Here is a 26682-nt window from a genome sequence, read left to right on the forward strand (position 1 = left end):
TGAACGCGAGGAGAACCACCCGTGTCCGAACGCACTCTTGTCCTCGTCAAGCCCGACGGCGTCCGCCGGGGACTTGTCGGCGACGTGATCGCGCGCATCGAGCGCAAGGGCCTCAAGCTGGTCGCGCTGGAGCTTCGCACGCTCGAGCGCGAGGTCGCCGAGGCCCACTACGAGGAGCACCGGGAGAAGCCGTTCTTCGCCTCGCTCGTCGAGTTCATCACGGGCGGCCCGCTCGTCGCGATCGTGGTCGAGGGACCGCGCGCGATCGAGGCCTTCCGCGCCCTCGCCGGCGCCACCGACCCGGTCGCCTCGGCGCCCGGCACGATCCGCGGCGACCACGCGCTGGAGATCCAGGAGAACATCGTGCACGGCTCCGACTCCGCCTACTCCGCCGAGCGTGAGATCAAGCTCTTCTTCCCCAACCTTTTCTGACGTCGGTACCAACACGCGCGGACCGGAGCCACTCCGGTCCGCGCGTTTGTTTTAGCGTGACCGGGTCCTGACCGGAGCTTCACCGACGGGCGACGCGCGACGATTGGTCCTGCATCAACTGGCGTGTTCCGAGTTACCATGACAATGCGCTCCTGCACGCCCGCCAATCTCGAAGGGCTGCCTTTCTTCATGGGTAACAAGCTGTCGTTCCTCGGCCGTGACATGGCGGTAGATCTGGGTACGGCGAACACGTTGGTCTATGTCCGCGGTCGCGGCATCGTCCTCAACGAGCCCTCTGTCGTGGCGATCAACACGAACACGGGCAAGATCGTCGCCGTTGGCATCGAAGCGAAGCGGATGATCGGCCGCACACCGGGCAACATCGTCGCCGTGCGTCCGCTGAAGGACGGCGTCATCGCCGACTTCGACGTGACTGAGCGCATGTTGCGCTATTTCATCCAAAAGGTGCACAAACGCAGACATTTCGCCAAGCCACGGATCGTCGTGGCCGTGCCCAGCGGGATCACCGGGGTGGAACAGCGCGCGGTGAAGGAGGCCGGCTACCAGGCCGGGGCCAGACGCGTCTACATCATCGAGGAGCCGATGGCCGCCGCGATCGGCGCCGGGCTCCCGGTGCACGAGCCGACCGGCAACATGGTCGTCGACATCGGCGGTGGCACCACCGAGGTCGCGATCATCTCCCTCGGCGGCATCGTGACCAGCCAGTCCATCCGCGTGGGCGGCGACGAGCTCGACCAGGCGATCATCTCCTACGCCAAAAAGGAGTACTCCCTGATGCTCGGGGAGCGCACCTCCGAAGAGATCAAGATGGCGATCGGGTCCGCGTACCCGTTCGAGGACGAACCGCACGCCGAGATACGCGGCCGCGACCTCGTCAGCGGCCTGCCGAAGACCGTCGTGATCTCCGCCGAGGAGATCCGCCGCGCGATCGAGGAACCGGTCAACACCGTCGTGGACGCGGTCAAGACCACGCTGGACAAGTGCCCGCCCGAGCTGTCCGGCGACATCATGGACCGTGGCATCGCGCTGACCGGCGGTGGCGCGCTGCTCAAGAACATCGACGAGCGCCTGCGCGAAGAGACCGGCATGCCGATCCACATGGTCGACAACCCTCTCGACTCGGTCGTCCTCGGCTCGGGCAAGTGCGTCGAGGACTTCGAGGCGCTGCGGCAGGTCCTCGTACCCGAACCCAGGCGTTAGGGCATCAGGCCGGTGAACGACACCCGGCGAACTCGCGCCGTCCTCGGTGTCCTGCTGCTCGTCTCGCTCGCCATGATCACTGTCGACTACCGCGGCGGGGACGACTCGCCGCTGAGCGCGCTGCGCGGCTTCGGCGAGGCCATCTTCGGCCCGATCGAGCACGGCGCCACCGCCGTCGTGCGCCCCGTCGCCGGCGCCGTGCACACGTTCACCGGCGCGCCCGGCGCGCACCGGAGGATCAGCACGCTCGAACGCGAGAACCAGCGCCTCCGCCAGCAGCTCCGGACCGGACAGATCGACCGCAAGCGCGCCGACCAGCTCAGCCGGCTCCTCGGCACGTCCGGGCTCGGCGGCTACCGCATCGTCCCGGCCGAGGTCATCTCCTCCGGCCAGGGCCTGGAGGACACCGTCTCCCTCGACGTGGGCGGCTCCAACGGCGTCAAGGCGAACATGACCGTGCTGTCCGGCGACGGCTTGGTCGGCCGGGTGACGCGGGTCGGGCCGTCCACCTCGACGGTGATGCTCGCCACCGACGCGGCGTCCTCCATCGGCGGCCGGCTGGAGAGCTCCGATGAGATCGGCATCGTCCAGGGCGGCGGCCGTCGCGGCGGCTCGGCGCTGAAGTTCCAGCTGCTCGACTCGACCGTGGCCATGCAGCCGGGGCAGCGCATCGTCTCCTTCGGCTCTCAGGGCGACCGGCCGTACGTCCCGGGCGTCCCCATCGGCACCGTCACCAGGATCGAGCGGACGCCGGGCTCGCTCACCCGCACCGCACAGGTCCGCCCGTTCGTGCGCTTCACCGCGCTCGACGTCGTCGGCGTCGTGGTCACCGCGCCGAAACGCAACCCGCGCGACTCCGTCCTGCCACCCTCGCCGTCCACCTCGCCCCCGGCGCCACCGCCCGCGCCGCCGCGCCGGCCGCCGCCGTCCCAGGCGGGCACGTCGGCGCGGCCCAAGTCCCGGCCCGCTCCGGCCACGACCTCGAGAGGCTGATCGTGTCCCGTAACGTCCTCGCCTCCATCGTCATCGTCGCCGCGCTGATCCTGCAGGTGACGGTCGCCAACCGGCTGCCGCTGCCCGGCTCGGTCGTCCCCGACCTCGTGCTGCTCGCCGTCGTCGCGCTCGCGCTGGTCAACGGCTCGCTGCCCGGTCTCGTCGCCGGTTTCTGCGCGGGACTGGCCACCGACATCGTCCCGCCCGCCGACCACACGATCGGCCGCTACGCCCTCGTCTACTGCCTGATCGGCTACATCTGCGGCTCGGTCGCCGAGGAGATGGACCGGGCGCCGCTGCTGCCCTTCGTGACCGTGGCCGCCGGCGCCCTGGCCGGGTCCGTCCTCTACGTCCTGGTCGGCGCGATGCTCGGCGACCCGCGCGCCCGCTGGCCGGTCGTCTCCCACGTGCTGCCGCTGCAGGTCTTCTACGACATCGTCGCCAGCCCGTTCGTCGTGTGGGTCGTGCTCCGCCTGACGAGCCGCGCCGAACGCCCGAGGGACTCGGCCGGCCTCGACCCGGTTCCCGGCTTCTACCGGGCGAGATAGGAGATCCATGGGCTCGCGTTCGCACCTGCGGCTGGTGGTGCTGCACGTGCTGGTCATGTCGCTGCTGCTGTCACTCGGCGGCCGGCTCTGGTACCTCCAGGTCATGAACGGCGCGCACTACCGCAAGGTGGCCGCCGACAACGGCATCCGCGACATCATCGTGCCCGCCCCGCGCGGGCAGATCCTGGACGACGCGGGCCGCCCGCTCGTGCGCAACCGTACGGCCCTGGTCGTGTCGGCCGACCGCACGACGCTGATGCGGCAGAAGGACAGTGGCCGGGGCGTGCTCCAGCGGCTCGCCGGGGTCCTGGACGTGCCGTACGACCAGGTCGCCGCCAAGATCCGGCTGTGCGGCGCGGGCGTCCAGCGGCCGTGCTGGACCGGTTCGCCCTACCAGCCGATCCCGATCGACGACCACGCCGACCCGAAGAAGGCCCTGCAGATCCGGGAGCGGCAGGAGGACTTCCCCGGCATCAACGCCCAGCTCCAGGCGGTGCGCGACTATCCGCGTACGGACGGGGCGGGCGCCGCGCAGGCCCTCGGCTACCTCCAGCCGATCACCCAGGAGGAGCTGAACAAGCGCAAGAGCATCAAGGTCACCGGCTACAGCGGTGTCGACCTGATCGGCCGCGACGGCCTGGAGGCGGTCTACGACGGCGACCTGCGGGGCGCGCCGGGTGTACGCCGCGTGCTGGTCGACAGCCAGGGACGGGTCACCGGCATCGCCTCGGAGAAGCCCCCGGTCTCCGGCGGCAACCTCGTCACCAGCCTCGACGCCAAGGTCCAGGGCGACGTGGAGGCCGCGCTCAAGCACGCGGTGGACGCGGCGCACAAACGCGGCGACCCGGCCGACTCGGCGGCGGGCGTGGTCATGGACGTGCGCACCGGGCGGGTGATGGCGCTCGGGAGCTACCCGACGTACGACCCGAGCGTGTGGACCGGCGGCATCTCCCAGAACGAGTACGACGCGCTGCTGAACAAGAGCAAGGGCCAGCCGCTGATCTCCCGGGTCACCCAGGGCGAGTTCGCGCCCGGGTCGACCTTCAAGATCTCCTCGCTGCCGGCGGCGGTGAAGGACGGCTATCCGCTGCACGGGATCTACTCGTGTCCGTCGTCGTACATGGTGGGCGCCCGCGCGTTCAGCAACTTCGAGGGCGAGTCCGGCGGCGACATCAGCCTGCACAAGGCGATCGTCATGTCCTGCGACACGATCTTCTACCGGTTCGCGTACGAGGAGTGGCAGCGCGACGGGGCCATGCACCCGGTGAAGAGCCCGAAGGACCCGATGGTCAAGATGGCCAAGGCGTTCGGCTTCGGGACGCGTACGGGCATCGACGTGGTGGGCGAGTCCAGCGGGCGCATCCCCAGCCGCGCCTGGAAGACCGAGTACTGGAACGCCACGAAGGCCTCCGACTGCAAGCACGGCAAGACCGGCTACCCCGACGTCGCCAAGACCGACCCGGCGCGCGCGGCGTACCTCAAGACGATGGCCTCGGAGAACTGCGTCGACGGCTACGTCTTCCGCGCCGGTGACGCGGCCAACTTCGCGGTCGGCCAGGGCGACGTGCTCGTGACGCCGCTGCAGCTCGCCCGCGCGTACGCCGCGGTCGCCAACGGCGGCACGCTGTGGAGCCCGCGCGTCGGCAAGGCGGTGCTCGCGCCGAACGGCACGATCGCCCGGCGGATCGAACCGGTGAAGGCCGGTCGGCTGCCGATCTCCCGCACGGTTCTGTCGTACATGCGCAGCGCGTTCGCCGACGTTCCCAAGGAGGGTACGGCCGCGGGGGCGTTCGGCGGGTTCCCGCTCGACCGGCTCGCCGTGGCGGGCAAGACGGGTACGGCCGAGGTCTTCGGCAAGAAGGACAACTCCTGGTTCGCCTCTTACGCCCCGGCCAAGAACCCGCGCTACGTCGTGGTCGTGATGGTCACCCAGACCGGCACCGGCGCGACCACGGCCGCCCCGGCCGTACGCGAGATCTGGGAGGACATGTACGGCCTGCGCAAGGGCAAGAGCGCGGACCTGCCCGACGGCAAGGTGCCGGACCGCCTGCCGGCACTCGCGCCGGACGGCACGGTCGTGGCGCCCCCGGGCTTCGACGACGGGACGAGCAAGGCGCCGGTCGCGGCCGGGCCGCCGCCACGGAAGAAGAAGCACAAATGATCAGCGGGTACGGCCGTCCGCTGGAGCGCCGGTCCCTGCTCGGCCGGCTCTCGGACACGCCGCTGCGACGGCTCGACTGGACGCTGATCTGCGTCGCGGCGACCCTGTCCGCCCTCGGCTCGGTACTCGTGTTCTCCGCGACGCGCGCGGGCCTGACCGAGGCCGGCGCCGACCCGTACTCCTATCTGAAGAAGCACCTTTTCAACCTGCTGGTCGGCCTCGTGCTCGGCGGGGTCACGGCGGCGCTGGACTACCGCCTGATGCGCGCGTACGCGCCGATCGTGTACGCGGCGGCCTGCGTGGGCCTGGTGGCGGTGCTGACGCCGCTCGGCGCGACGGTCAACGGGTCGCACTCGTGGATCACCCTGGGCGGCGGCTTCCAGCTCCAGCCGTCGGAGTTCGCCAAGGTCGGCATGGTCGTCCTCCTGGCGATGATCCTCGGCGAGCCCCGCGACGGGGAGGTCGGGCCGGGCCGCCGCGACATCCTGATCGCCCTGGCGCTGGCCGCGCTCCCGGCCGCCCTGGTGATGCTCCAGCCGGACCTCGGCACGACGCTGGTGTTCGGCACGGTCATCATCGGCATGCTGGCGGTGTCGGGCGCACCGAAACGCTGGGTCCTCGGCCTGCTCGGCGGGGCGGTGTCGGGCGCCCTGGCGGTGTGGCGGCTGCACCTGCTGAAGCCCTACCAGATCAACCGCTTCACGGCCTTCGCCGATCCGTCGAGGGACCCCCGGGGCGCGGGCTACAACGCCGAACAGGCGCGCATCGCGGTCGGCTCGGGCGGCATCTTCGGCAAGGGGCTGTTCCACGGCGAGCAGACGATCGGCCACTTCGTGCCCGAGCAGCACACCGACTTCATCTTCACGGTGGCGGGGGAGGAGCTGGGCTTCGCGGGCGCGGCCCTGATCACCGCTCTCCTGGGGGTGGTGCTGTGGCGGGGCCTGCGCATCGCGATGCAGGCGGCGGACCTGTTCGGGCTGCTGGTGGCCTCGGGGGTGGTGTGCTGGCTGGCCTTCCAGACGTTCGAGAACATCGGCATGACGGTGGGCATCATGCCGATCACCGGCCTGCCGCTGCCCTTCGTGTCGTACGGGGGATCGGCGACCTTCGCCAACATGATCGCCATCGGCCTCCTGGAAGCCGTCCACCTGCGCCACAATCCGTACGAGTGACTTCGCGTGCTTGTCGGCCGTCCTGACCGGGGCGGGCGGCGGGCGACGGTAGGCTCGGGGTTTGAATCCCATCCTTTCTCCGGAGGCTTTCGCCATGTCCGTCGAGTCGCTGTTCCCCCGCCTGGAGCCGTTGCTCCCCGCGGTGCAAAAGCCGATTCAGTACGTCGGCGGTGAGCTGAACTCCTCGGTCAAGGACTGGGACGAGGCGCAGGTCCGCTGGGCCCTGATGTACCCCGACGCGTACGAGGTGGGCCTGCCCAACCAGGGCGTCCAGATCCTCTACGAACTCCTCAACGAGCGCGACGGCGTCCTCGCCGAGCGCACCTACAGCGTCTGGCCCGACCTCGAGGCGCTGATGCGCGAGCACGGCATCCCGCAGTTCACCGTCGACGCGCACCGGCCGGTCGGCGCGTTCGACGTGTTCGGGATCAGTTTCTCCACCGAGCTCGGCTACACCAACATGCTGACCGCGCTCGACCTCGCCGGCATCCCGCTGCACGCGGCCGACCGTACGGACGAGCACCCGATCGTGCTCGCCGGCGGTCACGCGGCCTTCAACCCCGAGCCGGTCGCCGACTTCCTCGACGCCGCCGTGCTCGGCGACGGCGAGGAGATCGTGCTGGCGATCACCGAGGTGATCCGTGAGTGGAAGGGCGAGGGGAGCCCCGGCGGGCGCGACGAGCTGCTGATGCGGCTGGCGCGCTCCGGCGGCGTCTACGTGCCGCGGTTCTACGACGTGAGCTACCTGCCGGACGGCCGCATCCAGCGGGTCGCGCCCAACCGGCCCGGTGTGCCGTGGCGGGTGGCCAAGCACACCGTCATGGACCTCGACCAGTGGCCGTACCCCAAGAAGCCCCTGGTCCCGCTCGCCGAGACCGTGCACGAGCGGTTCAGCGTGGAGATCTTCCGCGGCTGCACGCGCGGGTGCCGGTTCTGCCAGGCCGGGATGATCACCCGGCCGGTGCGCGAGCGGTCCATCACCACGATCGGCGACATGGTCGAGACGGGGCTGAAGAACACCGGGTTCCAGGAGGTCGGGCTGCTCAGCCTGTCCAGCGCGGACCACTCGGAGATCGCCGACGTGGCCAAGGGCCTCGGCGACCGGTACGAGGGCACCAACACGTCGCTGTCGCTGCCCTCCACCCGCGTGGACGCGTTCAACATCACCCTCGCCAACGAGTTCTCGCGCGGCGGGCGCCGTTCCGGGCTGACCTTCGCGCCCGAGGGCGGCTCCGAGCGCATGCGTAAGGTGATCAACAAGATGGTCAGCGAAGACGACCTGATCCGTACGGTCACCACGGCGTACGAGAACGGCTGGCGGCAGGTCAAGCTCTACTTCATGTGCGGGCTGCCGACCGAGGAGGACGAGGACGTCCTCGCCATCGCCGACATGGCCAAGCGCGTCATCAAGGCGGGCCGTGAGGCGACCGGCCGCCGCGACATCCGCTGCACGGTCTCGATCGGCGGGTTCGTGCCCAAGCCGCACACGCCGTTCCAGTGGGCCGCGCAGTGCGACCACGCGACCGTCGACCGGCGGCTGCGGGCGCTGAAGGACGCGCTGCGCCGCGACAAGGAGTACGGCCGCGCGATCGGCCTGCGCTACCACGACGGCGAGCCGTCGGTCATCGAAGGCCTGCTCTCACGCGGCGACCGCCGGGTCGGCAAGGTCATCCAGGCGGTCTGGGAGGACGGCGGCCGGTTCGACGGCTGGAGTGAGTTCTTCTCCTACGACCGCTGGCGCAAGGCCGCCGAGCTGACCCTGGAGGGCGTCGACCTCGACTGGTACACCGTGCGCGAGCGCGAAGAGGTCGAGGTGCTCCCGTGGGACCACCTGGACGCCGGCCTCGACCGCGAGTGGCTGTGGCAGGACTGGCAGGAGGCGACCGACGGCCAGGAGGTCGAAGACTGCCGCTGGACCCCGTGCTACGACTGCGGCGTCTGCCCGACCATGGACACCGAGATCCAGATCGGCCCCACGGGCAAGAGGCTCCTGCCCCTGAGCGTGGTCTGAGGCCGAACCGCCGAGGACGTACGCGCGCCGCGCCGCGGATACGGGGGACGGCCCTGGTCATCGGCACGTGGAACTCCGTCAACACCCGCCGGGCCGCGCATGCGGGGGACGACCTGACGCCGGGCGCGGGCGGCGGCGTAACGAGGTTCGTGCGGGGCATCGCTTCGTGTCGGGCCGCGCGGATGCGCAGGGCGAGTAGACGGCGCGAGCGTCGGTGGGCGCGGCGGCGTAATGCCGCCGGTTTGGTGAGGTCGGCTTCGGAGCCGGGCAGGTCCATGCGGGGTTCCGCTCCGTGCCGGGCGGCGTGGGCGCGCGGACGCGGTTCCCAGCGGCTTGGCTCGGAGGCTCTGCCGCGGAGGGGTACCGGCCGCGAGGCGTCCGCCTCATGGACGCCTCGCGCCGGATTTCGATGTCCCTTCACGGGACGAGAGAAACCCTGTGAGGGTGCGCCTAACAAGTTTGGGGAGCTTGGTTCGGGTCCCTCACAGGGCCGGTCACCGGAGGCCGAAGCCCGTGGTCGGCGACCAAGTCAGTGGGATCCGGCGGGGAAGCCCGGGGGCCGCCGGATCGGGATGGGTCAGCCCGCGGACGGGGCTGGGCAGGGGTCGACCCGGTCGGCGGTGCGACGCAGCATGCCGGCCAGATGCGTGCGAGCGGTCTGCCGCATCTGGACGACGGCGTCCTGGCGCCGGGTCGGCGTGTAGGGCACGCGGGGCGCCCCCGGAAGCGAGTCGAGCACGTGCTGACGTGCCTGGCGCTGTGCGGACTCGAACGCGATCAACTGCAGCGGTTCCATTTGCCCCTCTCTAGGCCTCTTGATCGATTCAGAACCAGGTATGACACTACGGCGCTGTCGCCTCTGAATCAATTCAGAAATAGGGTTCGGACTGTGGAACGCGTCACGCTACAGACGATCGCCGACCGGGTCGGTGTCTCACGGACCACCGTGTCCAACGCCTTCTCACGCCCTGACCAGCTCAAGGAAGAGCTGCGCCAGCGGATCATGGAGGTCGCCGAGGAGCTCGACTACCCGGGCCCGAACCCCGCCGCCCGTACGCTGCGGCGCGGCCGTGCCGGGGTGATCGGCGTCGTCTTCACCGAGGCGCTCTCGTACGCCTTCGCCGACTCGTACGCGGTCGGGTTCCTCCGCGGGCTCGCCCGCGTGGCCGAGCAGTCCGGCACCGGGCTGCACCTGATCGGGTGGCCCTCGCCGGGCGTCGCCGAGGAGGTGATCGGCGATGCGGTCGTCGACGGCTTCTGCCTGTTCTCCCCGGAAGGGCACCCGCTGGTGGAGACCGTGCTGCGCCGGCGGCTTCCGGTCGTGACCGTCGACCACCCGTACGTCGAGGGCGTGCCGTTCGTCGGCATCGAGGACCGCATCGCCGCCCGCGAGGTCGCCACGCACCTGCTCGACCTCGGCCACCGGCGCATCGCGATCGTGGCGGCCCAGCCCATGGCGGCGCAGGCCGCGGCCACCAGGCCGGCGGACTGGCTCGACGTCGACCTGGCCGGCGACCACCGGTTCGGCGCGGGGCGCGCCCGGCTGGCCGGCTACCACGACGCCTGCGTCAAGGCCGGAGTCTCCTGGGGCGACGTGCCGATCCACCGCACCACGAACGACCGGGAGATCGCGCGGCGGGCGGCCGAGCACCTGCTCGACCTGCGGCCGCGGCCCACCGCCGTGATCGCGGCGACCGACGAGATCGCCTTCGGGGTCATGGACGTCGCGGCCCAGCGCGGCATCACGATCCCCGGCGATCTGTCGGTGGTCGGGTTCGACGACGTTCCCGCCGCCGAACCGGCCGGGCTCACCACGGTCCGGCAGCCGATCACCGAGAAGGGCACCACCGCCGGGCGCCTGCTGCTCAAGCCCTCGCGCCAGGACCCGTCCCCGTGCGTCCTCATGGACCACCGGCTGATCATCCGCCGTACGACCGCCGCGCCCGGGGACGCCCTGGCCACTTGAGGACGCCTCGTCACGGGGGAAACCCGCCGGCCGGACGGCGCGTCGTACCCATCGTGCGAAGTGATGCTCCGGGATGCCTGGTGATCCCCGCTTTGATCGTCGTGGTTCCGGTACGGCTGCTGTGGGAGCTGCTCAGGCTGCTCGCCCGGCTCACCGGGGCGTACGTGCTGCGGCCGCTCGGATGGCTGCTGTACACCCTGCTCGTACGGCCTCTGCGCTGGACGCTGCGCGTGTTCGTGGTCCTTCCGCTGCGCTGGCTGGGCCGGGAGGTGCTGGCACCGCTGGGCCGGGCGTTCTTCCGCTACGTGCTCCGGCCGCTCGCGTACGCGCTGCGCTGGGTGGCCCTGCGGCTGCTGGTGCCGCTGGGGCGCGTGGTGTACCGGTACCTGCTCCGGCCGGCCGGGATCGCCCTCGCCTGGGTCATGAAGATCGCCTGGACCGCGGTCGCTTTCGTCCTGCGGTGGCTCGGCCGCGGCCTCAGCCTGCTCTGGCGCGTCCTGTGGCCGTTCCTGAGAGCCTTCGGGCGGTTCCTCGCGTGGACCTGGCACCTGGCCGGCCTCGTGCTGTTCCACCTGCTCGTACGGCCCCTGCGCTTCGCCTGGCGGGTGCTGGCCGTGCCGGTGTTCCGCGCGATCGGCTGGGCCTGGCGGATGACCGTACGGCCGGCGGCCCGGTGGCTGCGCGTCCGGGTCTGGGAACCCGCACGCGCGGCCGCACGTTCGGTCACCAGGGCGCTCGGGCTGGATGCAAGGCGCCCCTGACCCCGTACTCTTAGAAGTAAGACTTCATACCTGGCGCGAGTAGGAAGGATCAAAACACTGGCACCCATGCCGGAGGGCCCGGCACCGGCCCCCGTGATCCAGCGGCTCCGCGTGCGTTACGCCAAGCGCGGCAGACTGCGGTTCACCAGCCACCGAGACATCTCCCGGGCCGTGGAACGCGCTGTTCGGCGCGCCGGGATCCAGGTGGCCTTCAGTGCCGGATTCACCCCCCACCCGAAGATCTCGTACGCGGGTGCGGCGGCCACTGGTGTTGCCAGTGAGGCGGAATATCTTGAGATCGGGCTGACCGCCCCCTGTGATCCGGACCGGTTGCGGACCGGTCTCGACGACGCGCTTCCCGAGGGTCTTGACATCCTCGACGTCGTCGAGGCGCGGGCCGGGGCGCTGGCGGAGCAGCTGGAGGCATCGCGCTGGCTTGTGCGTCTCGACGGGGTCACCCCGGAGACCGCCGGCGCCGCCGTGGCCGCCTTCATGGCGGCCGACGAGATCGAGGTCGAACGCCTCACCAAGAAGGGACGCCGGACCTTCGACGCCCGTGCCGCGGTGATCGCGTGCGAGCTCGACCGGCGTGCCACCGAGGACGCGGATGCGCAGTGTGCCATACTTCGAATGGTTGTTCGGCACACGACACCCGCCGTTCGACCTGACGACGTCCTCACCGGACTTCGGCTAGTGGCCGGCCTCGCGCCGCCGTCGCCTCCATTGGTGACGCGGCTGGCGCAGGGGGCACTTGACGAATCCACCGGTGAGCTCACCGACCCGCTGGCCCCCGACCGGCAGACCGCACCGGCAGGCGATGTTGCCGCCGAGACCGCGGACGCCGTACGGAATGCGGAGCCGGACGCCGTCGGTGCTCAGCCGTAGGCGATTTCCGTGCATCGCATGGATTCTCATCGGCGGCCGGGCGCACCCCTGATGACTTTGTCGGCACGACCCGAAGGGCCGAGCCGGCGACAACGAGAAACGGATCGCTCCTGCGCGGCGCACCTTCACCGGTCGCGCCCGGGAGCTGACGGGAGAACGCCCGCATGCTTGACAACGAGATCGGTGACGCTGACGGCGGCACCGAAGACACTGGTAATGGAACTACTGGTGAGACCGCCCAGGCGAGCCGCAGGCGACGGGCGAGTCGCCCGGCCGGGCCGCCGCCGGAACCCGTAGAGGACACGACTCCGCCGCGCCCGGTCACCGTACCCGCGGCCGCCGCCCCGGCCGCCCCGGCCGTCCCGGCCGCGGAGACGGCCCAGGAGAGCGACGGCGAGGGCGAGGCCAAGCCCGCCAAGACGACGCGGACCCGCCGTACCACCACGACGCGCAAGGGCGCCGAGGCGAAGGCCGACGTGAAGGCGGAGGCGAAGACCGAGACCGCCGAGGTCGCGGCCCCGCCCGCCGCCAAGGGCGCGTCCGAGGTCCCGGACGCGGCCTTCCAGCCGCCGATGGTCGTCTTCCAGCCGCCCGCGCTGCCGGCCGAGGAGGCCGCGCCGCGTTCCAAGCCGAAGGCCGACGCCCCGCAGAAGCCGAAGGTCGAGGCCAAGCCGAAGACCGACACAAAACCCAAGGTCAAGCAGGTCAAGCAGGAGCCCGCGGCCAAGGCCGAAGAGCCCGACGACCAGGGCGATGACGACGACGGTACCGACAAGAGCGGCCGCCGTCGCCGCCGCCGCGGCGGTCGTGGCCGTGGCAAGGTCCGCGACGGGCAGGACGGTCAGGACGGTCAGGACGGTCAGGACGGCGACGACCTCGACGAGGCCGACCAGCAGTCCGACGACGACTCCGGTGACGACGACCGCGAGGAGAGCGCCTCGACGCGTCGCCGCCGCCGCCGCCGTCGCCGTACGGGCGGGGGAGACGGTGACGACCACGCCGGCGACGACCCGCCCAACACCGTCGTGCACGTCCGTGAGCCGCGCGCCGTCGAGGACGAGGTCCAGTCGGTCAAGGGATCCACGCGGCTGGAGGCCAAGAAGCAGCGCCGCCGCGAGGGCCGTGAGCAGGGCCGCCGCCGGCCGCCGATCGTCACCGAGTCCGAGTTCCTGGCCCGGCGCGAGTCCGTCGAGCGTGTGATGGTGATCCGCTCGGAGGGCGAGCGCACCCAGATCGGCATCCTCGAGGACAACGTGCTGGTCGAGCACTACGTCGACCGCTCCAGCCACCAGTCCTACGTCGGCAACGTCTACCTCGGCAAGGTGCAGAACGTCCTGCCGTCCATGGAGGCGGCGTTCGTCGACGTCGGAAAGGGCCGCAACGCCGTCCTCTACGCCGGCGAGGTCAACTGGGACCTGGCCGGGCTGGAGGGCCAGCCGCGCCGCATCGAGTCGGCGCTGAAGTCCGGCCAGTCGGTCCTGGTGCAGGTCACCAAGGACCCGCTCGGGCACAAGGGTGCCCGGCTGACCAGCCAGATCTCGCTGCCCGGACGCTACCTCGTGTACGTCCCGGACGGCTCGATGACCGGCATCAGCCGCAAGCTGCCCGACAAGGAGCGCACGCGCCTCAAGCAGATCCTCAAGAAGGTCATGCCGGAGAACGCCGGTGTGATCGTCCGTACCGCCGCCGAGGGCGCGGCAGAGGAGGAGCTGGCCCGCGACGTCTCCCGCCTGTCCGCGCAGTGGGAGAACATCAAGCGCCAGTCCAAGACCGCGAACGCCCCCGCGATGCTGTACGGCGAGCCGGACCTCACCATCCGGGTCGTACGCGACATCTTCAACGAAGACTTCAGCAAGCTCGTCGTCCAGGGCGAGGACGCCTGGGACATGGTCAAGGAGTACGTCGGCTACGTCGCGCCGCACCTGGCCGACCGGCTGGAGCTGTGGACCGACAATGACGACGTCTTCGCCGGCTACCGCGTGGACGAGCAGATCGCCAAGGCCATGGACCGCAAGGTGTGGCTGCCCAGCGGCGGTTCGCTGGTCATCGACCGCACCGAGGCCATGACGGTCGTCGACGTCAACACCGGCAAGTTCACCGGGCAGGGCGGAAACCTCGAGGAGACCGTCACCCGCAACAACCTCGAGGCCGCCGAGGAGATCGTGCACCAGCTCCGGCTGCGTGACATCGGCGGCATCATCGTCATCGACTTCATCGACATGGTCCTGGAGAGCAACCGCGACCTCGTGCTCCGCCGGATGCTCGAATGCCTGTCGCGTGACCGCACCAAGCACCAGGTCGCCGAGGTGACCTCGCTCGGCCTCGTGCAGATGACGCGCAAGCGCGTCGGCGGCGGCCTGCTGGAGTCCTTCTCCGAGCCGTGTGAGTGCTGCAACGGCCGGGGCATCCACGTGACGCTCTCGCCGGTCGAGCCCAAGGCCGACAAGTCCAGCGGCCCGAGCCGGCGCAGAAAGCGCAAGGGCGACGTCGAGCGTGCCGTCGAGGACAAGCTCGCCCAGGCGAACAAGTCCGCCAAGGCCGACGAGCCGGAGGCCGCCGAGGCCGACGGTGACCGGAGCGGCGAGACGGCCGACGCCGAGCCCGCGCCGCAGGAGACCGTCTCCGTGGACCACGGCGACGTGGCGGACGGCGAGCCGTCGGCCAACGGGCGCCGCCGGCGTTCGCGCCGGTCCCCGCGGGCCAAGACCGAGGCCGCGGCCGACTGATCTTCCGGGCCGCGATCACGCGTGATCGCGGCCCGATAAGGCGCCGGTTCGACCTCGGGCCGCAGGATCCGGTATCCTGGAACTCCCCGGCGCTCTTGCGTCGTTGTTAGCGCGCCTGAGGCCCCTCGGTTGTTAGTACGCCCGGTGGGGTGCAGGCAGCAGCTTCCGAAATGAGCTTCAGTTCGGTTAGTCGTGCCCGAGGCACGCAAAGGAAAGGTTCCGCGGTGTACGCGATCGTCCGTTGCGGCGGCAGGCAGGAGAAGGTGGCCGTCGACGACGTGCTCACCGTCGACAAGTTGGCCGGTGAGATCGGCTCGACGGTGGTGCTGCCGACGATCCTCGTCGTCGACGGCGACAGCGTCGTCAGCGCGCCCGCCGAGGTGGCCAAGTACGAGGTCACCGCCGAGATCCTGGGTGCCACCAAGGGTCCGAAGATCAACATCATGCACTACCGGAACAAGACCGGGTACAAGCGGCGCATGGGTCACCGTCAGCCGTACACCCAGGTCAAGGTGCTCGGTATCAAGGCCGGAAAGTAGGTCGCAGAGATGGCACACAAGAAGGGCGCATCGTCCAGCCGTAACGGCCGCGACTCCAACGCCCAGCGGCTCGGAGTGAAGCGGTTCGGCGGCCAGGTCGTCAACGCCGGCGAGATCATCGTCCGCCAGCGCGGCACGCACTTTCACCCCGGCCCGGGTGTCGGCCGAGGCGGCGACGACACGCTGTTCGCGCTCGTCGCGGGCGCGGTCGAGTTCGGACGTTACCGCGGCCGTCGCGCCGTGAGCATCGTCCCTCCGGCGGAGTAGGTCCGCCGAAGCGACGTTGGACCTGAGGACGAGGGCGGACCGTTCATTCGGTCCGCCCTCGTCGTCGTTCGGACATGAAGGAGGAGGGGAGCATGCCGGATCGTGCCGTTCCGCCACAGACGGAGGAACGCGACAGCCACGGCGAGGGTGGAGCGGCCGACCGTCGCGCCGGAAACGCCGGTGGCAAGGGCGCGCAGTTCATCGACCGGGTCGTCCTGCACGTGCAGGCCGGCAACGGCGGGAACGGCTGCGCGTCCGTGCACCGGGAGAAGTTCAAGCCCCTCGGCGGCCCCGACGGCGGCAACGGCGGGCGGGGCGGCGACGTCACGCTCGAGGTCGACCCGAACGCCGCCAGCCTGCTCGACTACCACAAGCGGCCCTACCGCAAGGCGACCGGCGGCAAGCAGGGCCAGGGCTCGCACAAGAACGGCGCCAACGGCGGCGACCTCCTGCTGTCCGTGCCGAACGGCACGGTGATCAAGACGCTCGACGGTGAGATCCTCGCCGACCTGACCGGCAGCGGCACCCGTTACGTCATCGCGCAGGGCGGCCACGGCGGTCTCGGCAACGCGGCGCTGGCCTCGGCCAAGCGCAAGGCGCCCGGTTTCGCGCTGCTCGGCGAGCCCGGCGACGAGCTCGACGTGGTCCTGGAGCTGAAGACCGTCGCCGACGTCGCGCTCGTCGGTTTCCCCAGCGCCGGCAAGTCGTCGCTGATCGCGGCCATGTCCGCGGCCAAGCCGAAGATCGCCGACTATCCCTTCACGACGCTCGTGCCCAACCTCGGCGTGGTCAGCGCCGGCGAGTCCGTCTTCACGGTCGCCGACGTTCCCGGCCTCATCGAGGGCGCCAGCCAGGGCAAGGGCCTCGGCCTGGAGTTCCTGCGCCACATCGAGCGCGCGTCCACGCTCGTGCACGTGCTCGACTGCGCGACGCTGGAGCCGGGCCGCGACCCCCTGTCCGACTTCGAGGTCATCGAGGCCGAGTTGGAGGCCTACAGCGCGCTCGGCGACCGGCCGCTGGCCGACCGGCCCCGCGTCATCGTGCTCAACAAGGTCGACGTGCCGGAGGGCCGCGAGCTGGCCGAACTGGTCCGGCCCGAGTTCGAGGAGCGCGGGCTGCGGGTGTTCGAGGTCTCGGCCGCCACGCACGAGGGCCTGCGCGGGCTGGGCTTCGCGATGGCCGAGATGGTCGCCGGGTACCGCGCGGGGCTTCCCGTGGAGGAGCCGACGCGGCTGGTGATCCGCCCGGAACCGGTCGGCGGCCCGGAGTTCGAGGTACGCATGCTGGGCGACGGCAGCTTCCTGATCACCGGGGAGAAGCCACAGCGCTGGCTGCGGCAGACCGACTTCACCAACGACGAGGCGGTCGGCTACCTCGCCGACCGGCTGGCCCGGCTCGGTATCGAGAAGAGCCTGGGCGAGGCGGGCGCCGAGCCCGGCGCGACCGTGCTCATCGGCTCGGAGGAGGAGTCGATCGTGTTCGACTGGGAGCCGGAGGTACTCGCCGGGGGCGAGTCCGGGATGGGCCGCCGGGGCACTGATCGGAGGCTCGACAGCCGATGACGCCCTGGGCCCGTCTCGACGTCCGGCCGTCCTACGGCGTGAGGCCCGGGCGGCGTCTCGCCGCGTCGTCCCCGGCCCACGGCCGAACCGGGCCGCCCAGCGCGTCCGCCCGGCAGGCCACCACCCGGACGCCGCGCACTACGGGCCCTCGGATGTGTCTGACGGCTCTTCGCCCGGCCGGCACCGGGACGGTTGCGTCGTCCGTTTCGCGCCACGCCGGGACGCCGCGCGCCGCGGGCGGTGATGCCGGGACGGGTTCTTGGGCGTATCCGACGAGTGCCCGTGTGGCCGGCGCCGGAGCGGTTCCGGCCTTGCGGCCCGTCGCGGACGTGATCCGTCGGGCCCGTCCTGAGCGGTGGCGCTGATGCGTACCGCGATCACCGGCGCGCGGCGCGTCGTGGTCAAGGCGGGGTCCTCCTCGCTCACCACGCCGGGCGGTGCCATCGACGCCGCCCGCATCGACGCGCTCGTCGACGCGCTGGCCAAGTGGCGCACGCCCGGCGGGGCGCGCGACCGCGAGGTGGTCTTCGTGTCCTCGGGCGCGATCGCCGCCGGGATGGGGCCGCTCGCGCTGCCCGCGCGCCCCCGTGACCTGGCCATCCAGCAGGCCGCCGCGAGCGTGGGGCAGGGGCTGCTGGTCGCGCGCTACACCTCCTCGTTCGCCCGCTACGGCCTCGGCGTGGGCCAGGTGCTGCTGACCGCCGACGACATGATGCGGCGCTCGCACCACCGCAACGCGCAGCGCACGCTGGAGCAGCTGCTGGCGTTCGGCGTCGTGCCGATCGTCAACGAGAACGACACCGTCGCCACCGACGAGATCCGCTTCGGCGACAACGACCGGCTCGCCGCGTTGGTCGCCCACCTCGTACGCGCGGACGCGCTGATCCTGCTCTCCGACGTCGACGCGCTCTACACCGGCGACCCGAAGCTGCCCGGCGCCCGCCGGATCGACCACGTACGTGCGCCGGCCGACCTCGACGGCGTGCGCCTCGGCGGCTCCGGACGGGTCGGTACGGGCGGCATGGTGACCAAGGTCGAGGCGGCCCGGATCGCCGGAGTGCCGGTCGTGCTGACCGACGCCGCCTCGGTCGGCGCGGCGCTGGCCGGCGAGGACGTCGGCACCTACTTCCACCCGGCCGGGGCGCGGCCGTCGGCCCGGCGCCAGTGGCTGGCGCACGCCACGACCGGCCAGGGCCGGCTGCGCCTCGACCCCGGCGCGGTCGAGGCGGTCGTCCGCCGCCGCAAGTCGCTGCTGCCCGCCGGCATCACCGGCGTCGAGGGCGACTTCAGCGCCGGCGACCCGGTCGACATGTGCGACGAGCAGGGCGGCCTGGTCGCGCGCGGGCTGGTCAACTACGACGCCGGGGAGATCCCCGAGCTGATGGGCCGCTCGACGCGCTGGCTGGCGCGCGAGCTCGGGCCCGAGTACGAACGCGAGATCATCCACCGGGACGACCTGGTCGTCCTGGCGGTCGAGGAGACACCGTCCCGTACGGCGGCGTCCTAGAAGGAGCGACAAGTGGGCACTCAGGAGCAGGTTCTCGACGTGGCGCGCCGCGCCAAGCAGGCCGCGGCCGACCTCGCCCCGCTGCCGCGCGGCACCAAGGACGCCGCGCTGCACGCGATCGCGGACGCCCTCCTCGCCCGGTCGGCCGAGATCGTCAAGGCGAACGCCGGTGACGTGTCGCGGGCCCGCGAGGCCGGCACGTCGGAGTACATGATCGACCGGCTGAGCCTGTCCACCGAGCGGATCGAGGCCATCGCCGCCGCCGTACGCCACGTGGCCTCGCTGCCCGACCCGGTGGGGGAGTCGGTCCGCGGCTACACGCTGCCGAACGGCCTGGACCTGCGGCAGGTACGCGTCCCGCTGGGCGTCGTCGGCATCATCTACGAGGGCCGCCCGAACGTCACCGTCGACGCCGCCGCGCTCACGCTGAAGAGCGGGAACGCCGTGCTGCTGCGCGGCTCGTCCTCGGCGTACGACTCCAACACCGCGCTCGTCGAGGTGATGCGATCCGCGCTCACCGAGATTCCCGCCGACGCCATCCAGCTCGTCCCGGGCCGCGACCGCGACTCGGTCAAGCACCTGATGCGCGCCCGCGGCCTGGTCGACGTGCTGATCCCGCGCGGCGGCGCCGCGCTGATCAACTCGGTGGTCGAGGAGTCGACGGTGCCGGTCATCGAGACGGGCGTCGGCAACTGCCACGTCTACGTCGACGCGGAGACCGACCTCGACATGGCCGTGGACATCCTGGTGAACGCCAAGGTCCAGCGGCCCTCGGTGTGCAACGCGGCCGAGACCGTGCTCGTGCACCGCGACATCGCCGGGGCCTTCCTGCCGCGCGCCCTGGAGGCGCTGCGCGGCAAGGGCGTGACCGTCCACGGAGACGAGGCCGTACGCGCGTACGGCGACGACGTCGTGGCGGCCACCGAGGACGACTGGCGCGACGAGTACCTCTCCCTCGACCTGGCCGCGGCCGTGGTCGGGTCGCTGGAGGACGCCGTCGCGCACATCCGCAAGTACGGCTCCGCGCACACCGAGGCGATCGTGACGACGTCCCAGGCGGCGGCCCGCCGGTTCGTGGCCCTGGTCGACTCCGCCGCCGTGATGGTCAACGCCTCGACGCGCTTCACCGACGGCGAGGAGTTCGGCTTCGGCGCGGAGATCGGCATCTCGACCCAGAAGCTGCACGCACGCGGCCCGATGGGCCTGCCCGAGCTGACGTCCACCAAGTACGTCGTCACCGGAGAGGGCCATCTGAAGGGCGCCTGAGCCTGGCCCGCCGCGGATTCCCCCGATGATCCGCTGGTCGAACGCGGCTCATACCTGCTAACTTTTTCTTGCAGATGCAAGTCATCGTTGGGAGGTGCTGTGTCGACCGGGGATGAGCTCGTGCAGGTGCTGGCGACGCTCGCCAACCCGCACCGCATGCGCGTCGTCGCGGCGCTGACGCGCGAGCGCAACTACGTGAGCCGGCTGGCGCGCGACCTCGGCATCAGCCGCGCGCTGCTCCAGGTCCACCTCCGCAAGCTGCAGGCGGCCGGCCTCGTGTCGGCCCAGCTGGAGCTGTCCGACGACGGGAAGGCCATGAAGTTCTACGAGGTGACCCCCTTCTCCATCCATCTCACTCCGGAGGCCATCGCGGCCGCCGTACTCACCCTCCGCACAGGCGGAGAGGAGGAATCACCCTGATGAACGGACACGCACTGGCGGAATCCATCGGAGCCGTCGGGATCTTCACGGCCATCACCGTGCTCATCTGGCAGGTCGCCGCCACGTGGCGGGCCAAGGTGCTGGCGCCCCGCGAGGGGAGATACCAGAAGCTCGCCGAGACCTCGGCGGCCATCCAGGAGCACACCGAACTCCAGCTACGGGAGATCACTCTCCTCCTGGAGGACATGCGGGTCCGGGTGGTCGCGCTGGAACGGATCCTCAAAGAGGTCGAGTAACAGACCCTGGGCCGCCGAGCGGCAACTCGGCGGCCCAGGTGCGGAAGAAGCAACACCTCGCCCGAGGGCGAGTTCTCTCGTTTGCCCCTTCGAGGAAAAGGACAGCAGTTCATGCTGCGTAATGGCAAGTCGGCCGCGCCACCCTCACCGGACGTCGCCGGACAGCCCGCCGTGGCTCCGCTGGTCGAACGCGTGGTGGGCTGGTCGGTCCGGCACCGCGCCCTGGCCATCGCGGGCTGGTTCGCCCTGGTGGTCACGGCCGTGCTGGCGGCCGCACTGATCCCGGGCCCCGGGGCCGGCGGTGTCGACACGGGCGAGTCGGGGCGGGCCGAGCGGATCCTGGACGCGCAGCACGCGTACGTGCCCGTCCTGGAGAACGTGCTGATCCAGTCCCGTACGGGCGCGCCCTTCGCCGGCGACGCCGGCCTGCGGCAGGCGGCGCGGGACCTGGAGACCGAGCTCAGGCGGACACCCGGCACGGTGACGAACCTCCGCTCGCCGCTCGGGCCGGGCGGCGAGGCGCTGGTGTCGATAGACGGGCGGTCCGGTCTGGTCACCTTCCAGCTCGCGGGCTCCTACGACCGGGCGGGCGCGCAGTACGACACCGTGGTGAGGGCCGTGGCGGAGGTGGCGGCCCGCCATCCCGGGGCACGGGTGGTGCAGGCCGGGGACAAGAGCCTGACCTCGGCGGTCGACCAGGGGATCAAGGGCGACTTCAAGCGGGCGGAGTACATCTCGCTGCCGCTCACCGTCGTGATCCTGCTGTTCGTGTTCGGCTCGCTGGTCGCGGTGGGCATCCCGCTGCTGCTGGCGCTCAGCACCGTCATCGGCGCGTTCGGTCTCCTGCAGGTGATCGACCACTGGATCCCGATCAACAGCGCGACCCACTCCATGGTGCTCCTGATCGGCGTCGCGGTCGGGATCGACTACTCGCTGTTCTACCTGCGACGGGAGCGTGAGGAACGCGCCGCCGGGCGCACCGTCCCGGAGGCGCTGCGGACCACGGCGCGCACCTCCGGGCGTGTGGTGATCATCTCGGGCCTGACCGTGGCGCTCTGCATGACCGGGCTGCTGTTCAGCGGGCTGGCCCAGCTGCGCGGGCTGACGATCGGCGCGGTGCTCGTGGTCGGCCTGGCGGTGGTCGGGTCGGTGACCGTACTGCCCGCGCTGCTCAGCCTGCTGGGCCGCTGGGTGGACCGGGGCCGGATCCCGTGGCTGGGCCGCCGGCGTACGAAGGCGTCGGAGTCACGCGCCTGGACGGCGGTCGCGCGGGCGGTCGTACGACGGCCGCTCCTCTGGGGCGGGGCGGCCGTGCTCGCACTGGTCGTCCTGGCGCTGCCGGTGTTCGGGATACGGCTGCAGGACGCGGCGGCGACGGACAGCCTGCCGCGGAGCGTACCCGTCGTGGACGCCGCCATCCGGATGCAGGAGGCCTTCCCGGGAACGCCGTCCCCGGCCCGCGTGGTGATCTGGGAGAAGCGGGCGGGAGCCTTGGACGCGCCCGGCGTACGACAGGCGGTCGACGGGCTGAGCCGCCGGGGAGGGCCGATCACGGAGACGAGGGTCGGCCGTACGCTGCTCCTGCGGGTGCCGCTGGCCGACTTCGGCAACGGCGAGGCCGCGAACCGCTCGCTGCGGACCCTGCGAGATCGGACGCTGCCGGCGGCCTTCGGGCACGTGGACGGGGTCGGCTACGCGGTCGCGGGCCGGACGGCGCTGGCGTACGACTTCACCCGGCAGCTGTCCGGCCGTACGCCGCTGGTCTTCGGTTTCGTGCTGGTCCTGGCGTTCGTCCTGCTCGCGCTGGCGTTCCGCTCCGTCGCGGTGTCACTGGCCTCGATCGCTCTCAACCTGCTGTCGATCGGCGCCGCGTGCGGCGTGGTCACCTGGGTCTTCCAGGACGGCCACGGCGGCGGGCTGCTCGGCTTCACCCCGTACGGGGGCGTCGTCGACTGGCTGCCGGTGTTCATGTTCGTGATCCTGTTCGGCCTGAGCATGGACTACCACATCTTCATCCTCAGCCGGATCCGCGAGCGCCGTACCGGCGGGGCCGGGGCCCGCGAGGCGATCGTCGGCGGCATCGGCGCCAGCGCGGGGGTCGTCACCAGCGCGGCCGCGATCATGACGGCGGCGTTCAGCGTCTTCGTCGTCCTGTCCGCCATCGAGTACAAGATGATGGGCGTCGGGCTCTCGGTGGCCATCCTGATCGACGCCACCCTCGTACGAGGAGTGCTCCTGCCCGCCGCCCTCACCCTCCTGGGAGACCGGGCGTGGAACCCGCGCCGGGTCTGACGCGGGCCGCCCCGACGGGTGGGATACGCACCCGTCGGGGCGGCCGCCTCTCCCGGCGGAGGGCCGGTTGGCCGAGCCGGCGATCAGTGCACCGTGGTCAGTGCACCGTGGTCAGTGCACCGTGGTCAGTGCACCGTCAGGTCCGCGGACTTGTCGCCGGCCACGATCTTGTAGAGGCCGGGGATGACCGACCGGGTGGACGAACCGTTGATGTCGCCCTGGGTCACGGCGAGGCGTGAGATCGGGAACGACAGCGAGACGGTCGTGGACTGACCCGCCCTGAGCGACACGCGGGTGTAGGCCACGAGCCGGTTCGGCGGGGCGATGATGCGGCTGACCGGCTGCTGGGCGAAGACCGGCACGACCATGTCGCCGTCGCGCGAGCCGGTGTTGGCGACCTTCACCGACACCTTCACGGTGCTGCCGCCCGAGGCCGTGACGCCGTTCACCGCGTAGGAGGTGTACGACAGACCCGTGCCGAAGGCGAACAGCGGGTCGTAGGAGGAGCTGGGCCCGGAGTTGGTACCCGGGAGCTGCTGGTAGAACATCGGCTCGTCGCCCGCGACCTTCGGCCACGACACCGGCAGCCGGCCGCTCGGGTTGGCCTTGCCGAACAGCACGTTCGCCACGGCCGTACCGCCCTCGCTTCCCGGCAGCCAGGACATCAGCAGCTGCTTGGCGTCGGCGGCGCTCCCGAGGGCGAGCGGCCGGCCGGCCACGACCACCACGATCACCGGCTTTCCGGTGGCCTGCAGGTCATCGACCAGCTTCTGCTGGTCGGCGGCGAGCTCGGGTGTCTCGTTGTCGCTGGTGCCCTCGGCACCGGGCTTCTCACCGACCACGACGATGGCCGCGTCCGCGCTCTTGGTCTGGCCGACCGCGTCACCGGAGTCCGCGACCAGCTTGGCGTGGTCGCCGATGAGGTTCTTGATGCCCTGGTAGATCGTGACGCCCGGGTCGTTGACACCGTCCGGGATGCCCTGCCAGCCGATGGTCCAGCCGCCGTCCTGGTTCGGGATCGAGTCGGCGTTGGGGCCGGTCACGACGACCTTGCCGAGGCCGGTCGACAGGGGCAGCGCGTTGCCGTCGTTCTTCAGCAGCGTCTGCGACTCGGTGGCCGCGCGTACGGCGAGGTCCTTGTCGGCGCCGAGCGCGATGCCGTTCGCCTGGGAGGCGTCCACGTACGGGTGCTCGAACAGGCCGAGCTTGAACTTCAGCGTCAGGATGCGCGAGACGGCCTCGTCGATGCGCGACTTGGAGACCTTGCCGCTCTTGACGTCGGCGATGAGCCCGCTCACGTAGTCGTCGACGCTGCCCGGCGGCAGCATCGCCATGTCCACGCCCGCGTTCACCGCGATGGCCGCCGCGCCCGCGTACGTGTCGCTCAGGTGGTACGCCGTCTGCAGGCTCTGCACGTCGTTCCAGTCGCTGACCACGACGCCCTTGAAGCCCCACTGCCTGCGCAGCACATCGGTGAGCAGGTAGTGCGAGGCGTGCGCCGGGATGCCGTTGACCGAGCCGGAGTTGGCCATGAGCGTGAGGGCGCCCGCGTCGACCGCCGCCTTGTACGACGGCAGGAACGTGTCCTGGATGTAGCGCGGGTCGAGGTGTGACTCGGTGCGGTCATGGCCCGCGAACGGCGCGGAGTAGCCGATGAAGTGCTTGACCGTGGCGGCGACCTGCCCGGTCTTCTGCAGGCCCTGGACGTTGGCGGCGCCGAGGGAGCCCGCGAGGTAGGGGTCCTCGGAGTAGGTCTCGTAGTAGCGGCCCCAGCGGGTGTCGCGCGAGATGTCCTCGACCGGCGCGAAGTCCCACTGCGGCCCGGTGGCCTTCACCGCACGGGAGGTGGACTCGCCCATGGCCTCGGACAGCTGCGAGTCCCAGGTCGCGCCGATGCCGACCTGGTGCGGGAACTTCGTGGCGCCGAGCACGTTGTTGTGCCCGTGTACGGCGTCGACGCCGTACACGATCGGGATGTGCAGCCGCGAGTGGTCGAGCGCGTACTTCTGCACCGCGTTGACCATGTCGGCCCAGTCCTTGGGCGTGTTCTGCGGCGGGGTCTCACCGCCGCCGGACAGCACCGAGCCGGCCTTCAGGTCGACGAAGGTGTGCTTCAGGCACGTCTCGTTGAGGGCGCCGCCGCTCCACTGGCACTCATCACCCTGCATGGTGACGACCGCGGGCTGGGTCATCTGGCCGACCTTCTCCTCCAGCGTCATGCGCTTGAGAAGGTCGCTGACCCGGGCGGGGATGGAGGCGTGCGGATCTTGGTAGCCGGACTGCGCGCTGGCGCCGGTCGCGCTCAGTGCCAGCCCGGACAACGTGAGAGTTACGGCGAGCCCGATATGGGTCGCTCTGGACCTCAGTCTCATGACGCGTGTCTCCAGGCGGGGGATCAAGGAGTGAAGAGAGGCTCTGTGATCAAAGACCCAGCTGAAGATCAAATCAAGGCGTGAACTAAGTTTGGCCGCATCGCGCCAGTAGCGTTCAAGAACTAAACAACTTCCCACGCCTGCAAGACGAGGGCCAGCGCGCCGAGGACCTCCGCGCGGTCGCCCAGGACGCCCGGGACGATCGATAGCCGGGTGGCCGCGCTGGCGATCGCCGAGCGCCCGACGGCCTCGGCCATCGGCTCCAGCAGCAGGTCGCCCGCGCGCCCGAGGTCGCCGCCGACCACCACCCGCGTCGGGTTGAGCAGGTTGCACAGGCTCGCCACGCCGGCGCCGACGTAACGCCCGGCGTCGCTGACCGCGCGGCGGCACGGCGCGTCACCGGCGAGGGCCAGCTCGACGATGCGCGCGGTCGTCAGCCCCTCGCCGTGGGCGGGTCGCAGCAGGTCGGCGAGGTAGCGGCCGCCCGCGAACGTCTCCAGGCAGCCGCGGTTCCCGCAGCGGCACATCGGCCCGCTCTCATTGAGCGTCAGGTGCCCGATCTCACCGGCCGTGCCGCCGGGCCCGTGGTAGACACGCCCGCCGATGACGATCCCGGCGCCCACCCCGGAACTGATCTTGATGTACGCCGAGTCGGGGTGGCCGCGCGCCGCGCCCCACGTCACCTCGGCGAGCGCGCCGAGGTTGGCGTCGTTGTCGACGTGCACCGCCCGGCCGAGCCGGCGCGTGGCCTCGTCGGCGGCGTGGATCCCGGCCCAGCCGGGCAGGATCGTGCTCGACCCGAGAGTGCCGGTGACCTTGTCCACCGGGCCGGGGACGCCCAGCCCGATGCCGACGACCTCCTCCCTGGTCGCGCCCATCGCGGCCAGCAGCTCGTCCATCAGGCGCTCGGCCTCGGTCAGGCCGTCGGCGGCCGACGCGCCGACGTCGAGCGGGATCGACTGCTCGCCCAGGACCTCACGGGTCAGGTCGCCGACCGCGACGCGCAGGTGAGAGTGGCCGAAGTCGACGCCGACGGCGAGCCCGGCGCCGGGGGCCAGGGAGACCGCGCGGGCCCGGCGCCCGCCCGCCGTGGTCGGCGTGACGAGGAGCAGGCCGTCGGCGGTCAGCTCGCGCACGATGTTGGACACGGTCGCGCGGGACAGGCCGGTGCTGCGGGCGATGTCGGCCTGGGTCGGCGCGCCGGAGTCGCGTACGGCCTGGATGACGCGCCGCTGGTTGGCCTCGCGGAGCGAGGTCTGTGAACCTGGCGTCGCCATCGAATTCTCCTGAACGCTCGCCGCGTTCAACAAGTGAACCATAGGTT

22 protein-coding genes are annotated in these 26682 nt (G+C 71.2%); 19 read left to right on the plus strand and 3 right to left on the minus strand.

Features of this window, described 5'->3' with window-relative positions:
* The first annotated feature begins 21 nt into the window (after nucleotides 1-21).
* The 7 genes from ndk (at nucleotide 22) to QWU11_RS36800 (ending at nucleotide 8538) form a co-directional block, all read left to right on the plus strand.
* Nucleotides 22-432 (plus strand): nucleoside-diphosphate kinase, encoded by a 411-nt coding sequence (gene ndk, locus QWU11_RS36770; protein WP_290119138.1) that lies wholly within the window; start codon nucleotides 22-24, stop codon nucleotides 430-432.
* Between the two features lie 189 nt (nucleotides 433-621).
* Nucleotides 622-1653: a rod shape-determining protein gene (locus QWU11_RS36775; RefSeq protein WP_141958406.1), complete on the plus strand. Its 1032-nt coding sequence runs from the start codon at nucleotides 622-624 to the stop codon at nucleotides 1651-1653.
* Nucleotides 1654-1665: 12 nt separating this feature from the next.
* Complete coding sequence (gene mreC / locus QWU11_RS36780; RefSeq protein ID WP_290119139.1) at nucleotides 1666-2646, plus strand: rod shape-determining protein MreC; 981 nt, start codon at nucleotides 1666-1668, stop codon at nucleotides 2644-2646.
* 2 nt (nucleotides 2647-2648) lie between these two features.
* Entirely contained in the window at nucleotides 2649-3194 is a 546-nt protein-coding gene (mreD, locus tag QWU11_RS36785) for a rod shape-determining protein MreD (RefSeq protein WP_290119140.1), read from the plus strand.
* Nucleotides 3195-3201: 7 nt separating this feature from the next.
* Complete coding sequence (gene mrdA / locus QWU11_RS36790; protein WP_290119141.1) at nucleotides 3202-5355, plus strand: penicillin-binding protein 2; 2154 nt, start codon at nucleotides 3202-3204, stop codon at nucleotides 5353-5355.
* A complete protein-coding gene (gene rodA / locus QWU11_RS36795) occupies nucleotides 5352-6527 on the plus strand; it encodes a rod shape-determining protein RodA (RefSeq protein WP_290119142.1) in 1176 nt (391 codons plus the stop codon). The genes mrdA and rodA overlap by 4 nt, the downstream gene beginning before the upstream one ends.
* A 94-nt stretch (nucleotides 6528-6621) precedes the next feature.
* On the plus strand, nucleotides 6622-8538 hold the full coding sequence (locus QWU11_RS36800; protein ID WP_290119143.1) for a TIGR03960 family B12-binding radical SAM protein: 1917 nt from the start codon (nucleotides 6622-6624) through the stop codon (nucleotides 8536-8538).
* Nucleotides 8539-9115: 577 nt separating this feature from the next.
* Here QWU11_RS36800 and QWU11_RS36805 read toward each other — a convergent pair.
* On the minus strand, nucleotides 9116-9334 hold the full coding sequence (locus tag QWU11_RS36805; RefSeq protein ID WP_290119144.1) for a hypothetical protein: 219 nt from the start codon (nucleotides 9332-9334) through the stop codon (nucleotides 9116-9118).
* A gap of 93 nt (nucleotides 9335-9427) precedes the next feature.
* Between QWU11_RS36805 and QWU11_RS36810 the strand changes: the two genes are divergently transcribed.
* The 12 genes from QWU11_RS36810 to QWU11_RS36865 all read left to right on the plus strand — a co-directional run bounded on the left by QWU11_RS36810 (nucleotide 9428) and on the right by QWU11_RS36865 (nucleotide 22986).
* Nucleotides 9428-10504 (plus strand): LacI family DNA-binding transcriptional regulator, encoded by a 1077-nt coding sequence (locus tag QWU11_RS36810; protein WP_290119145.1) that lies wholly within the window; start codon nucleotides 9428-9430, stop codon nucleotides 10502-10504.
* An 80-nt stretch (nucleotides 10505-10584) separates the two neighbouring features.
* A complete protein-coding gene (locus QWU11_RS36815) occupies nucleotides 10585-11265 on the plus strand; it encodes a hypothetical protein (protein WP_290119146.1) in 681 nt (226 codons plus the stop codon).
* A gap of 66 nt (nucleotides 11266-11331) precedes the next feature.
* Nucleotides 11332-12150 (plus strand): TIGR03936 family radical SAM-associated protein, encoded by an 819-nt coding sequence (locus tag QWU11_RS36820; RefSeq protein WP_290119147.1) that lies wholly within the window; start codon nucleotides 11332-11334, stop codon nucleotides 12148-12150.
* 164 nt (nucleotides 12151-12314) lie between these two features.
* Entirely contained in the window at nucleotides 12315-14876 is a 2562-nt protein-coding gene (locus QWU11_RS36825; protein WP_290119148.1) for an Rne/Rng family ribonuclease, read from the plus strand.
* Between the two features lie 224 nt (nucleotides 14877-15100).
* Nucleotides 15101-15415 carry a 50S ribosomal protein L21 gene (rplU, locus tag QWU11_RS36830; protein ID WP_290119149.1) on the plus strand — a complete coding sequence of 105 codons (315 nt, stop codon included), beginning with the start codon at nucleotides 15101-15103 and terminating at the stop codon, nucleotides 15413-15415.
* A 9-nt stretch (nucleotides 15416-15424) separates the two neighbouring features.
* Complete coding sequence (gene rpmA, locus QWU11_RS36835) at nucleotides 15425-15682, plus strand: 50S ribosomal protein L27 (RefSeq protein ID WP_290119150.1); 258 nt, start codon at nucleotides 15425-15427, stop codon at nucleotides 15680-15682.
* Nucleotides 15683-15774: 92 nt separating this feature from the next.
* Complete coding sequence (obgE, locus tag QWU11_RS36840) at nucleotides 15775-17244, plus strand: GTPase ObgE (protein WP_290119151.1); 1470 nt, start codon at nucleotides 15775-15777, stop codon at nucleotides 17242-17244.
* Nucleotides 17245-17608: 364 nt separating this feature from the next.
* Nucleotides 17609-18751 carry a glutamate 5-kinase gene (proB, locus tag QWU11_RS36845; RefSeq protein WP_290119152.1) on the plus strand — a complete coding sequence of 381 codons (1143 nt, stop codon included), beginning with the start codon at nucleotides 17609-17611 and terminating at the stop codon, nucleotides 18749-18751.
* Nucleotides 18752-18763: 12 nt separating this feature from the next.
* The gene (locus QWU11_RS36850; RefSeq protein ID WP_290119153.1) at nucleotides 18764-20017 is read left to right on the plus strand and encodes a glutamate-5-semialdehyde dehydrogenase; all 1254 of its coding nucleotides are present in this window, start codon (nucleotides 18764-18766) and stop codon (nucleotides 20015-20017) included.
* A 99-nt stretch (nucleotides 20018-20116) separates the two neighbouring features.
* A complete protein-coding gene (locus tag QWU11_RS36855) occupies nucleotides 20117-20437 on the plus strand; it encodes a helix-turn-helix domain-containing protein (protein WP_290119154.1) in 321 nt (106 codons plus the stop codon).
* Nucleotides 20437-20694 carry a hypothetical protein gene (locus tag QWU11_RS36860; RefSeq protein ID WP_290119155.1) on the plus strand — a complete coding sequence of 86 codons (258 nt, stop codon included), beginning with the start codon at nucleotides 20437-20439 and terminating at the stop codon, nucleotides 20692-20694. The genes QWU11_RS36855 and QWU11_RS36860 overlap by 1 nt, the downstream gene beginning before the upstream one ends.
* A gap of 111 nt (nucleotides 20695-20805) precedes the next feature.
* Nucleotides 20806-22986 (plus strand): MMPL family transporter, encoded by a 2181-nt coding sequence (locus tag QWU11_RS36865; protein ID WP_290119156.1) that lies wholly within the window; start codon nucleotides 20806-20808, stop codon nucleotides 22984-22986.
* Between the two features lie 125 nt (nucleotides 22987-23111).
* On the opposite strand, the gene QWU11_RS36870 is transcribed toward QWU11_RS36865, so the two are convergent.
* Both QWU11_RS36870 and QWU11_RS36875 read right to left on the minus strand, forming a co-directional pair.
* The gene (locus QWU11_RS36870) at nucleotides 23112-25358 is read right to left on the minus strand and encodes a glycoside hydrolase family 3 N-terminal domain-containing protein (protein WP_290119157.1); all 2247 of its coding nucleotides are present in this window, start codon (nucleotides 25356-25358) and stop codon (nucleotides 23112-23114) included.
* Nucleotides 25359-25480: 122 nt separating this feature from the next.
* Complete coding sequence (locus QWU11_RS36875) at nucleotides 25481-26635, minus strand: ROK family transcriptional regulator (RefSeq protein ID WP_290119158.1); 1155 nt, start codon at nucleotides 26633-26635, stop codon at nucleotides 25481-25483.
* Between the last annotated feature and the right edge of the window lie 47 nt (nucleotides 26636-26682).

This window comes from Actinomadura sp. DC4, from assembly GCF_030406325.1.
In the GTDB taxonomy this organism is placed as follows: Bacteria; Actinomycetota; Actinomycetes; order Streptosporangiales; family Streptosporangiaceae; genus Actinoallomurus.

Coding starts and splice junctions, on each gene's coding strand:
- QWU11_RS36775 (WP_141958406.1), top strand. CDS start 622: ATGGGTAACAAGCTGTCGTTCCTCGGCCGTGACATGGCGGTAGATCTG.
- mrdA (WP_290119141.1), top strand. CDS start 3,202: ATGGGCTCGCGTTCGCACCTGCGGCTGGTGGTGCTGCACGTGCTGGTC.
- rodA (WP_290119142.1), top strand. CDS start 5,352: ATGATCAGCGGGTACGGCCGTCCGCTGGAGCGCCGGTCCCTGCTCGGC.
- QWU11_RS36800 (WP_290119143.1), top strand. CDS start 6,622: ATGTCCGTCGAGTCGCTGTTCCCCCGCCTGGAGCCGTTGCTCCCCGCG.
- QWU11_RS36805 (WP_290119144.1), bottom strand. CDS start 9,334: ATGGAACCGCTGCAGTTGATCGCGTTCGAGTCCGCACAGCGCCAGGCA.
- QWU11_RS36820 (WP_290119147.1), top strand. CDS start 11,332: ATGCCGGAGGGCCCGGCACCGGCCCCCGTGATCCAGCGGCTCCGCGTG.
- QWU11_RS36825 (WP_290119148.1), top strand. CDS start 12,315: ATGCTTGACAACGAGATCGGTGACGCTGACGGCGGCACCGAAGACACT.
- rpmA (WP_290119150.1), top strand. CDS start 15,425: ATGGCACACAAGAAGGGCGCATCGTCCAGCCGTAACGGCCGCGACTCC.
- obgE (WP_290119151.1), top strand. CDS start 15,775: ATGCCGGATCGTGCCGTTCCGCCACAGACGGAGGAACGCGACAGCCAC.
- proB (WP_290119152.1), top strand. CDS start 17,609: ATGCGTACCGCGATCACCGGCGCGCGGCGCGTCGTGGTCAAGGCGGGG.
- QWU11_RS36860 (WP_290119155.1), top strand. CDS start 20,437: ATGAACGGACACGCACTGGCGGAATCCATCGGAGCCGTCGGGATCTTC.
- QWU11_RS36865 (WP_290119156.1), top strand. CDS start 20,806: ATGCTGCGTAATGGCAAGTCGGCCGCGCCACCCTCACCGGACGTCGCC.
- QWU11_RS36870 (WP_290119157.1), bottom strand. CDS start 25,358: ATGAGACTGAGGTCCAGAGCGACCCATATCGGGCTCGCCGTAACTCTC.
- QWU11_RS36875 (WP_290119158.1), bottom strand. CDS start 26,635: ATGGCGACGCCAGGTTCACAGACCTCGCTCCGCGAGGCCAACCAGCGG.